Annotated in this window: 11 protein-coding genes and 1 tRNA gene; 3 read left to right on the top strand and 9 right to left on the bottom strand. The window is 67.9% G+C overall.

Going from position 1 to position 10,664, the window contains the following annotated elements:
- Nucleotides 1–1,393 (top strand): DUF4185 domain-containing protein (locus A5787_RS03670; protein ID WP_156763741.1); only part of this gene is annotated, 1,393 nt, incomplete at its 5' end.
- Between the two features lie 99 nt (nt 1,394–1,492).
- Nucleotides 1,493–1,789 carry a hypothetical protein gene (locus tag A5787_RS03665; RefSeq protein WP_066961706.1) on the top strand — a complete coding sequence of 99 codons (297 nt, stop codon included), beginning with the start codon at nt 1,493–1,495 and terminating at the stop codon, nt 1,787–1,789.
- A gap of 26 nt (nt 1,790–1,815) precedes the next feature.
- On the opposite strand, the gene A5787_RS03660 is transcribed toward A5787_RS03665, so the two are convergent.
- From A5787_RS03660 to A5787_RS03635, 6 genes are all read right to left on the bottom strand, one after another.
- Nucleotides 1,816–1,888: transfer RNA gene (locus A5787_RS03660), tRNA-Arg, on the bottom strand.
- Between the two features lie 131 nt (nt 1,889–2,019).
- Nucleotides 2,020–2,238 carry a hypothetical protein gene (locus A5787_RS03655; RefSeq protein ID WP_066961703.1) on the bottom strand — a complete coding sequence of 73 codons (219 nt, stop codon included), beginning with the start codon at nt 2,236–2,238 and terminating at the stop codon, nt 2,020–2,022.
- A gap of 88 nt (nt 2,239–2,326) precedes the next feature.
- On the bottom strand, nt 2,327–3,151 hold the full coding sequence (locus A5787_RS03650; RefSeq protein WP_082977048.1) for an LLM class F420-dependent oxidoreductase: 825 nt from the start codon (nt 3,149–3,151) through the stop codon (nt 2,327–2,329).
- A 21-nt stretch (nt 3,152–3,172) separates the two neighbouring features.
- Entirely contained in the window at nt 3,173–4,228 is a 1,056-nt protein-coding gene (locus tag A5787_RS03645; protein ID WP_066961695.1) for a poly-gamma-glutamate hydrolase family protein, read from the bottom strand.
- Nucleotides 4,229–4,343: 115 nt separating this feature from the next.
- Nucleotides 4,344–5,846, bottom strand: a complete 1,503-nt coding sequence (locus tag A5787_RS28595; RefSeq protein WP_304441138.1) for an RNA polymerase sigma factor — start codon at nt 5,844–5,846, stop codon at nt 4,344–4,346.
- Nucleotides 5,843–6,541 carry a hypothetical protein gene (locus A5787_RS03635; protein WP_066961691.1) on the bottom strand — a complete coding sequence of 233 codons (699 nt, stop codon included), beginning with the start codon at nt 6,539–6,541 and terminating at the stop codon, nt 5,843–5,845. The genes A5787_RS28595 and A5787_RS03635 overlap by 4 nt, the downstream gene beginning before the upstream one ends.
- 301 nt (nt 6,542–6,842) lie before the next feature.
- On the opposite strand from A5787_RS03635, the gene A5787_RS28590 reads away from it, so the two are divergent.
- A complete protein-coding gene (locus A5787_RS28590) occupies nt 6,843–7,097 on the top strand; it encodes a DUF3761 domain-containing protein (protein ID WP_082977047.1) in 255 nt (84 codons plus the stop codon).
- 99 nt (nt 7,098–7,196) lie between these two features.
- Here the strand turns inward: A5787_RS28590 and A5787_RS03630 are convergent, their stop codons facing one another.
- The 3 genes from A5787_RS03630 to A5787_RS03620 all read right to left on the bottom strand — a co-directional run bounded on the left by A5787_RS03630 (nt 7,197) and on the right by A5787_RS03620 (nt 10,414).
- Complete coding sequence (locus A5787_RS03630) at nt 7,197–8,453, bottom strand: Nramp family divalent metal transporter (RefSeq protein ID WP_231993804.1); 1,257 nt, start codon at nt 8,451–8,453, stop codon at nt 7,197–7,199.
- Nucleotides 8,454–8,520: 67 nt separating this feature from the next.
- Complete coding sequence (locus A5787_RS03625; RefSeq protein ID WP_066961685.1) at nt 8,521–9,597, bottom strand: diacylglycerol kinase; 1,077 nt, start codon at nt 9,595–9,597, stop codon at nt 8,521–8,523.
- 25 nt (nt 9,598–9,622) lie between these two features.
- Nucleotides 9,623–10,414, bottom strand: coding sequence for an SDR family oxidoreductase (locus A5787_RS03620; RefSeq protein ID WP_066961682.1), 792 nt, complete (start codon nt 10,412–10,414; stop codon nt 9,623–9,625).
- Nucleotides 10,415–10,664 lie beyond the last annotated feature (250 nt).

The raw sequence follows: 10,664 nt of genomic DNA, 5'->3' as shown, positions 1-10,664 counted from the left end.
CGCACCCTGCAGCGCTCCGGAAGCCAACGTCGATCCTCCCGCCGCGCCGCCGGCGATGCCCGCGCCCCAGCCCGTCGTCCAACCGCCCACGGGACGCAGGCCCTCGCACACGAACGACCAGGCGCCGTTGCCGAAGTTGGGTCCGCTGATCTCTTCCTTCCTCAAGCCGGGAGCCGGGGGCCAGCGATATTCCGCGCCGATCCAACCTCAAGCGGGGGTGGTCCCGCCGCCCGGGCCCAATCCGCCCACGCCGGGCGTCCCGCAGCAGCCGCCGAACGCAAACCAGCTACAGCCCAACGCGGCTCCGGTTCCGCCGCAGCCCGCACCGCCGGCGCCGCCGGCCAACATCGGTGGCGCACCGACGTCGCTCGTCGACTGGGTGACCGGAACCGACGGTCCCAACAAGACCCTGCAACGTTTCGGCATCTCCGGGACCGACCTCGGGATCGCCTGGGACAACGGTGATCCCGCGAACCGTCAGGTCCTGATGGCGTTCGGTGACACCTTCGGGTACTGCAAGGTGCACGGCCAGCAATGGCGATACAACGTGCTGTTCCGCAGTTCGGACCGCGACCTGTCCCATGGAATCCACATCGCCGAGGGTGTGCCCAACGATCGATACTCCGGCTCACCGGTGTGGACCACCGGCCTGTCCAAGCAGGTCGTCAACACCATCCACAAGGCGCCGCACGAGACGGGCATCATTCCGACCGCCGCCATCTCCCTGGGACGAACCCAGTACATGAGCTACATGTCCATCAGGCAGTGGGGCCGCGACGGGGAATGGAGCACGAACTACTCGGCGATCGCGAGATCCGTTGACAACGGCCAGAACTGGGGGATCTTCCCCAGCACGATTCGCACGGCCTCGGCGGACGCGATCCCGGGGATCGGGTTCACGCCCGGGAACGAGAACTTCCAGATGGGCGCGTTCATGAAGGGTAACGACGGTTACCTCTACCAGTTCGGCACCCCGTCGGGGCGCGGCGGTGCGACGTTCCTGTCGCGGGTTCCGCCGAACTACCTGCCGGACCTGAGCAAGTACCAGTACTGGAACGGCGACAACGGCGGACACTGGGTCGCGGCCAATCCGGGTGCGGCGACGCCACTTTGGCCCGGCCCCGTCGGCGAAATGTCGGCCCAGTACAACAGCTACCTCAAGCAGTACCTGGTGCTGTACACCAATGGTGGCAGCAATGACGTCGTGGCGCGGACCGCGCCGACGCCAACGGGACCGTGGAGCGGGGAGCAACCGCTGGTGTCGGCGTTCTCAATGCCCGGCGGCATCTACGCGCCGATGATCCACCCCTGGTCGTCGGGGCGGGATTTGTACTTCAACCTGTCGCTGTGGTCGGCGTACGACGTGATGCTGATGCATACCGTCTTGCCGTAGCCGTCCATCCCGCCTCCGCGCCGTCCGGCGCCAGGCGCGGACCGACTGACGTAGTGGACTACTCGTGCCCGCGGGGGGGATCGCGGAAAGGATCTAGCCATGAAACCCAACCTTGCCCCGCCCGCCCGGGCGACCTGCGTCGACGAATGGGACTACCTCGAAGGCGGCTTTCGGGCGTTCGACGGACCCGAGTGGAAAATCAAGCACACTACCAACGACGGGCGACCCGCCGATGTCGTCGTATCGGTGATCGGTCTGCAATATGCGGACGGGCACGCGTTGCGCGAGATCATCATCGACTGCCCCGATACCCCGATCATCACGCCGGCCGAAGCGCGGAAGCTGGCGGGGGTGTTGATCGCGGCGGCCGACTCGGCCGACTCGGCCGGAGGATAGGCAGGCTAACTACTGGCTCTGACCTGTGCCCCCGGCAGGATTCGAACCTGCGACACCGGCTTTAGGAGAGCCGTGCTCTATCCCCTGAGCTACGAGGGCGAGGACGTCTTCGAATCGCTGACCAACGCCTCGCGGGCGGTTTGCCGCTCTGGCGGTCGGCCTGGTTGTGCCAGTGCGGCGGATGTGAGTCTAGCGGGCGCGGCAATCGCGGTGCGACGCGTCCGCGGCGATCACTGCCATCTGAGATCTTCGTCGAGCGGTTGGGCCCGTTCGTCTTGGTCGCCCGCGGGACGGGTGTCGATCGTGACCTCTTGCCAGTATGCCGGGCTGTAGAGGTGAATATCCTTACCGCTGCTGACCTTTAGCACGCCGCCATTGAGCACTTCATAGGTCGCGCCATCCGGATATTCGTCGTCATCGTGGCCGTCAATTTGGATCCACATTTTCATGCTGAAAACCTCCGCATCGGCCGATCGGATTCTTGAGGCTACGGCTGCGCATCGGTTGCCGGGGAAGGCATCTCACAGGCCGCGCCGGTCAGCGCAGCTCCGCGATGACCTTCGCGAAGGTGTCCAGGTTGTTGTCCTGCACGGTGAAGCAGGTCAGCCCGTACTTGTCGCGCAGTGCGGACAACGTGTCGGCCATCTCGCGCGGTGACCCGCTGAGCACCGACGGCATGGACAGCAATTGGTCGTCGGACAGGTCCGGTGCGTACTGCCGCGTCATTCTCAAGTCCGGTACGGACTCGCCTTCGGGCGGCATCGCCGTGATCACCATGTTGAGTTCCAGCGCGTCGAACCGGTCACTGGCGGCGGTGCGGACGAACTCGATGCGTTCGGCGAGCGGGTCTTCCACGTCGCGCACCCGAGCCCCGGTCAAGCCGATGATGTCGGCCTGCCTCGCGGCTATCGTCAGCACCCGATCGCCGTTGCCGGCGATGAGGATCGGCGTCTTCGGCTGGTGCTCCTTCAGGTAGCTCGTCATGTGGTCGAGGTAGTCGACCCGGGCCCCGGCGCTGGGGTAGGGGATCTCGGCCGCCTCGAATTCTTCTTTGACGTAGCCGGTGCCGAGCCCGATCTCGAGGCGGCCGTCGCTGAGCAGGTCGAGGGCCTGGAGGTCCCTGCTGAGCAGGGCCGGCTTGTAGAACCCGGCGTTCAGCACATACATGCTCAGACGGATCCGGCTCGTCACCATCGCGACCGCGGTCAGCGTCGGCGATGGAGCGGCCGCGCCCAGATGGTCGGGCACGCAGAGGATGTCGTATCCCAGATCCTCGGCTCGTTTCACCTTGTCGACCAGTGCCGCGCGCGACTTGAAGAATCGCATGCTCAGCCCGAAGCGAAAATCCTTGCCCACCAACAACCTCCGATCGACAGATAACTCTTACCAGGAACGCGCCGCGGCCGCCAGGCCCTGCACCAGGGCGGCGGTGACCGGGGACAAGCCGTCGGCGCCGGGCGGCGCACTGCGCGGGCCGAGGCCCCGGACCCGGGGTGAAAGCTCCAGCTGCGTCCCGCCGTCGCGCACCCGGTTGACCGGGTTGTCCGGGTGCAGGCCCCGCAGTTCCGGCGGGATGTCGTCGATGTCGGTGACGACCTGATAACCGGTCAGCCGGACGTGGCGGGCCAGGTGGGCCGCCAGCGCGCGGTTGCACCCCCCGGCCAGCAGTTGTGTGCCGCGACCGATGCGCCCGTAGCCGTGCAGCGAGACGGCGACGTCGACATGGTCGAGGAACTGGGCCAGCCGCGGCGACTCGTCCGGGTCATACAGGGCAGACGGGAGGTGGTGCGGATACCGGTGCGGATGGCGCACGAGGTACACCGACGCCGCGGCGGCCTCGGCGGCCCGTTCGGCGATGACGTCGGTCATCTCCTCCAGGCCGCCGCCGTGGATGGCCAGAAAGCCGAAGCGCGATCGCAGCCGGCTCTCCTCGATCACCCCCGGTTCGCTTAGCAGTGCAGAAAGCGACTGCGGTGCAGGGCCTTTCGCGGTCAGCGGGCGGGGCCAGTGCACGGGATCCCACCGCCGTAGAAAGTCGACCCATCGCTGCGGCAGGCCGTGGTGGACGGCGCCGTCGATGACTCTGGGCAGATATCCGGGTCTGGGTGGGCCCGGATTCACCCGGTGATCGATGTAGACCCAGGCCGGCGACGGCCCGTCGCCGGTGTGGACGGTCAGCCGGTCGCGCCGGTAGCGCACCGGCACGCCCTCGGCGCTGTCCAATGCCGCGAGGTCGTCGTCCGAGATCAGCCACAGCACCCCGTGCACCTGCGCGCCGGCGAAAGGCTCGACGGTGGCCACGCCGCGCTGGTTGATCAGCCAGTCGTGGTCCGCCAGCACCGCCGGCCGCGGCTCCGCCGCGCCCGGACAGCGCAGCGCCATCTGCCTGACCGACAGGTTGGACCCGTATGCGAAATAGGGGTGCCGGCGGGCCGGCATCTAGGCAGTCACCGTCTGGGCGCTGAGATGTTGGACCAACCTAACTCCCGCGAGTCTCCACGGACGACGACGTTCCCATCCTGCCGTACCGGGTTAGGCACGCGCTACGTACCGGTCACCTGAGGATGGGGGCGGGCGCACTTGACGGCGGCGGCGGGACTGGCCGAGGCGGAGGGTACGGCCGACTTGAAACCGGCGGCGCGGAGGGGGGCGGCGCTTTCGGCGGCGACGGGGGCGGATACCTCGGCGGCGAAGGATGCACCCCCGAGGGCGGCGGCGGCAACACGACCGGCGGGGGGAGTATCACCGGCGGCGGCAACACGACTACGGGTGGGGGCGGCGCCACGGGCGGCGGGAGCACCGGCGGTGGCGCGACCGGCGGCGGTGGCGCGACCGGTAGCGGCGGCGCGATCGGCGGGGGAACGCTGGCCGCGGGCGGCTGCACGGGTGCGGAATAGACCGGCGGCGCAGGGAGATTCGCGGGCGGAGGCGGCTGGATTTGGTTGGCGGCCGGCGGTGACGCCGGTTTCATGGGAGCGGGTGCGGTGCGGCTCAACTCGGTCGGCGTGATGGCCGTCTTGTGGTGGTACAGGAAGATGTACATCAGCCCAAACGAGGCCAAGAAGGCGGCGGCGAACAGCGCGATCCACGGGACGACGCGCCGAACTCGATCTTGTGGGCCGGCCTCGAGGTAGTCCCCGCCGTCCTGGTGCGCGCCGACGGACGCCGCGGCCATCGTCGGCGGATAGGCGCTGTCGTCGGACCCCGCGTGGTCGCCTCGGGTGTCGTCCGTGCCGAGGTCGCCGTCGGCGCAGGTCAGCTGAATCCGGCCCAGGGTCTGATCCCGCAGCCAGGCGGGCGCGGGGATGATCACCGGTGCCGCACCCAGCAGGGCGACGGGGTTGACCAGGCGGCGGCGTTCTTCGTCGCATACGGAGCACGATTCGATGTGGCGGGTGATGCGTTTGCGCATCAGCACGCTGAAGCGCCCGTCCCAGCCCGCCAGGATCGTGCCCAGCTCGGCGCACTTGTCGGCCGTGTGTTGCGCGCGGCGAGCGACCAGCAGCGCACCCAACGACGTCTCGATGGTGGTTCGGAGGCGCGACACCATCTTGTTGGCGGTGCCGGGGCTGACCTCTAACGCGTTGGCCAGCTCGGGTCCGTCCAGGCCGTGCCGATAGGCCAGCTCCAGAACCATGCGGTCGCGGTCGCCGAGCCCACCGGCGGCCTCGGCGATGAGGTTGGCGAGTTCGTTGCGCGCGGCCAGCGTCTCGGGCCCCGCGTCGTGCGACGCCGCCTCGGGGAGTTCGTCGGAGACCTGCTCGCGACGGCGGTTTTTGATGCAGCGCAGAGCCTCATTGCGGGCAATGGCATACAACCAGGGGCGCAGCCGGTCGGGCTCGCGCAGCTTGGGCAGCTGGGTCGCGGCGACGCAGAAGACGTCCTGTACGCAGTCGGCGGCGGCATCGCGATCACGCACCATCCCGATACAGAAGTCGTGCAGGCGGTCGGCGTAACGGTCATAGATCATGGCAAACGCGTGTCGATCGCCCGTCGCGGCCGCGCGGGCCAACTCCCCGTCACTGACGATGTCCCAGTTGGATAGTGCGCTCGTCACGTCGCTTTCCCAGCCGATGAGGCGTCGGTGCCCCTCGCAGAACCGGCGCTGCGAATAAGTGTGCGCGCACAGCGGTCAAATAGCACGAGAAATTCCAGCTCCGCGGTGGGTGCATGGGAGGACAGCAGCGCAACCAGCCTCATCCACGCCCGCGACCTCATTTGCAGACTCCCTGCACGAGGTGGTGCGGCGGCAGGCACAGCAACGGCGGTGGCGGTGGCGGCGGCAGCTTCGGCGGCGAGGGCAGCGGTGGCAGCTTCGGCGGCGAGGGCAACGGCGGCAGCGAAGGTGGGGGCGGTAGCTGCGGCGGCGCCACGGGCGCCGGGACCCAGACGGGTGGCGGCGGCCGGAACCGGGGCCAGCGCCGCGAAGGTGGAAGCGACGGCCGGGGCGGCAGCGGAGCCCGGGGCCACGGCCATGGTCTGCGGCTGGGGCGAGCCGGAGAGAAGGACGATGCCGAGCGCGGTCCCGGCACCGACCACACCGATCAGGCCGCCGGCCACCCACAACTTGTCGATGGACTTCCGGCTAGCCACCGGAATGATCGGGTCGGGCGGAAACTGATGACCGTGCGGAAGGTCCCCGGACGGATCGGTCGGGTTACCGAGCGGGCTCGACGCCCAGGCGTAGGCCGACGTGGGGTCCTCGCCGCGCGGGGCCAGGGCCGTCCGGTCCATGTCGTTGAGGCTGTTCATCAGGTGCTCCTTTGGCGCTGCTGCGGCCCGGGCCGGGTCGCTGTCATAGGTAGGAGGACCTACCGGGCCGGAGTCGGACATTTTTTTGGAGGCTTTTTGGCAGAGCGGCCGTGGTGGGCATGGTCAGGTTGACCCACTCCGCTTGTCAGCTGTTCGCGAAGTTCTTGCGAGTTTCTTGCGTCCGCTCAATCGAAGATTTCACAAATCCCCATGTGATCAACGGCGACGGCGCATACGCTCCCATCGAGGCATCGGGACCGTCATCGCGCAGCAACGTCACCAATCAGGGAGGTTCGCGAACATGTTGTCCCGCGCAGCTTTCGTCGCCGCAGCCATCGTCCTGGCCGCCATCGGCTCGGCGATACCGGCTTACTCGTCACCGGGCGGCAGTTGCTACACCGCCGTATCCGGCGATTGTGTGTCCTATCCGCAACAGGGCGGCCCACAGCCGTCCAATGCCACCGCCCAATGTGCCGACGGCAGCTGGTCGTTCAGCGAGCACCCCCACTCAAGTGGGACGTGCCACGGGCATGGCGGCGTGCAGCGGTACCTATAAGGCCCCGCTCGGTGAGGCGCCCTCACCCAACGTGCGCTCACTGCGAAATATCGAGCGATTTTTGGCAGTACGTGCACGCTCGGCGCACGGATCCTGACATCAGCCGGCGACGGTCAGCCAGATCAGCGCCAGGTTGAGCAGGCTGACCGTTACGGCGACCGCCCAGCCGATCACGGTCGTGACGGGATGGTTGGCGTCGCTACCCATCAGATCGCGGTTGCTGGTCAGTCTGACCAGCGGAAGCACCGCGAACGGTATGCCGAAGGACAGCACGACCTGGGACAACACCAGCGCGCGGGTCGGGTCGAAACCGAGCGCCAGGATCGCCACCGCTGGACACAGCGTGAGCAGCCGGCGCACCAGCATGGGAATCGACCGATGCAGCAGTCCCTGCATGATCATGGCGCCGGCGTAGGCGCCCACCGACGACGACGCCAGGCCGGACGCGAGCAGTCCGATCGCAAACAGCACCGCGATCAGCGGCCCCAAGGTGTTGTGGACCGCGGTGTAGGCACCCTCGATGGACGCCGTTTCTTGGCGGCCCTGCAAGTTGAGAGCGGCGACCAGCAGCATCGCCGCGTTCACGGTGCCGGCGATGGCCATCGCCGCCACGACGTCCACGCGGGTGACGCGCAGCAGCCAGCGCCGGTCGCGACCGGGTGCGGGATGTCCGTGCCGGTCCAGGACGAGGCCGGAGTGCAGGTACACGGCGTGCGGCATGACGGTGGCGCCCAAGATGGCGGCGGCCAACAGCACGCTTTCGCTACCGTGGAAGCGCGGCACCATTCCGCCGAGCACGGCATCCGGCGGCGGGGTCGAGACGAAGAAACTGGCCGCGAAGCCGACGGCGATGATGAGCAGCAAGCCCGTGATAATCCGCTCAAAAAGGATCTGGCCGCGGCGGTCCCTGATCGCCAGAAGCAGCAATGAGATCATCCCGGTGATGATCCCGCCCAGCGGCAGCGGCAGGCCGAACAGGATGCGCAGGGCGATTGCCCCCCCGATCACTTCGGCGACATCGGTTGCCATGGCCGTGATTTCGGCCTGCCCCCAGAAGGTCAGGCGCATGGGACGGCTCATTCCCTTGCCGATGGCCGCGGGCAGCGACCGCCCCGTCACCAGGCCGAGCTTCGCGGACAGGTACTGCACGAGGCCCGCCACCACGTTCGCGGCGACGATGACCCAGAGCAGCAAGTAACCGAACTGGGTGCCGGCGCTGACGTTGGCGGCGACGTTTCCCGGGTCGACGTACGCGATCGCGGCGACGAACGCCGGCCCGAGCAGGTACCAGCTCGATCTGAGCGATGCCTGGGTGCCTTCCGTCAACCTGTCGACCCTCGATCCATGTCCCCGAATAAAAAAGTGAGGTTATCCGAACAGGTTGCCCGCCGACCATTCGCGGGTCACTTGGAGGCGCTCAAGGTCACCCGGGGAGGTAGAGCCCCCGCCCGGTGACCAGGGGCAGGTCGAGGGTCGTCACGATGCCCGGCGGGGCGGCCACCACGGCGGGAATCGCGTTGACGACCCGCATCGCGGTGGCGACCAGCCCGGCGTGATTGTGGTCGCCCAGGCGGCTGCTCAGGCAGACGTCCATGGCGTACGACGGTTCGCCGGTGATTTCGATGCGGTAGGAGCCGCCGGGTTGGGCGGGCTGCGGCCACTCGGGGCACAGATCCTCGCGCAACCGGGTGACGTGTTCCAGGACGACGACGGGATCGCCGTTGACCATTCCGAACACCTCGAACCGCAGCGCCGCGGCGGTGCCCTTGGCGATGTGACCCGACGCGATGTCGAAGTCCTCGGGCGCCGGCACGCGCACGTACTCCTCGGCGACGTTGTCGAGCTCAATACCGAGGCCCGCCGCCAATTGCCGCACCACCGATCCCCACGCCAGGCTCAGCACGCCGGTCTGCAGCAGCATCGGGATCTCGTCGAGCGGCTTACCGAACCCCATCACGTCGAACATGACGACGGGGCTGTCGTAAGTGGCGTAGTCGACGATCTCCATGCACCGGATCTGCTGGATGTTCTGACAGGTGCCGGCCAACGCGAGCGGCAGCAGGTCGTTGGCGAATCCCGGGTCGATGCCGTTGACGTACACGCTCGAATTGCCTTCTCGCGCGGCATCTTCCAGGGGGGAGATGAGCTCTTCGGGAATCACGTTCCACGGGTACTGAAGAAAGACCGGGCCGCTGCCGACGATATTGATCCCGGCGGCAAGGACGCGCCGGTAGTCCTCCAGCGCCTCGGGCAGGCGGTTGTCGGCCAGCGCGTTGTAGACGGCGCACCGGGGGCCGGTCGCAAGCACGGCGTCCAGGTCCGTGCTGGCGATCACCCCGGTCGAATCCGGAAGCCCGACAAGCTCCGCCGCGTCCTTGCCGGCCTTGGCGTCCGAGGAGACCCACACGCCGGTGAGTTCGAATTCCGGGTTGGTGATAAGCGCTTTGAGCGCGTGGACGCCGACATTGCCGGTGCCCAACTGAACGACGGGGATGGCCATGGCGGGCTCCTTCAGCGGTCGGGGTTCACAGGTCGGGGACGGGGATATCGAGGTTGGGGTAGGTGAGACCGCCGTCGACCTCCAGCGTCTTGCCGGTCAGAAAGCTACCGGCTGGTGACGCCAAATACACTGCGGCAGCCGCGATGTCGACGGGATCACCGAGGCGGCGCATCGGCGTCACCTTCTCCATCGGTGCGCGCAGCTCCTCGTTGGAGGCCACCACGTCCAGCGCCGACGTCAGGATCGAACCCGGCGCGATGGCGTTGACCCGGATACGCGGGCACAGGTCCAGCGCGGCGAGCCGGGTGTAGTGGGACAGCGCGGCTTTGGCGGTGCCGTAGGCGGCGAAACCGCGCCCCGCCAGCCGGCCCATGGTGGAGGTGATGTTGATGATGCTGCCGCCACCGGAGTGCTCCAGCATCAGCGGCACCGCCGCGACGGTGAGCGCGTGGGCGGTTGCCACGTTGAAGGTGAACGCCTCCTTGAGGTCCTTGGTCGAGGTGGTCAGCAGGGTGTTGGGCATGGTCCCGCCGACGTTGTTGACGACGATGTCTAGTTTTCCGAAGGCCTCGACGGCCTGGGCCGCCAGCTCCGCGGTGGACTCCGGGTGGGCCAGGTCGGCGGCGACGGCGTGGGCGCGACGGCCGGTGGCGCGGACCTCGTCGGCGACGGCGTCTAGTTGGGATTGGGTGCGCGACGCGATGAGCACATCCGCGCCTGCCTCGGCGAAAGCCAGCGCGATGGCCGCACCGAGGCCACGCCCGCCACCGGTGATGACGGCGACTTTGTCGTCCAGACGGAACCTGTCAAGGATCATTGCGGCCTTTCTATTCGAGTCGTCGGCGACACGGTAACAAAACCCGCCGACTCCCATTCCGGCATTTCTGAAACAGGTTCTAGTTTGTCATACGGGCGCCGGGATGCAATGGCCCCGACGGCGGCGATTGCGCGCTTGTTCACCGGGTGCGGAACGCCGGACAGAATTCTCCGAACGTTAACCTTGTTACTGTTAGCTACATGGCTGCGTGTGAAGGCTGGTTGCCGAGCCGCGGCCTCCCGGCGGCGGC

Origin of the sequence: Mycobacterium sp. 852002-50816_SCH5313054-b (assembly GCF_001667185.1) — a bacterium.
In the GTDB taxonomy this organism is placed as follows: Bacteria; Actinomycetota; Actinomycetes; order Mycobacteriales; family Mycobacteriaceae; genus Mycobacterium.
Note: the sequence above shows the minus strand (reverse complement) of the source record. Positions and strands in the feature narration are given on the sequence as shown.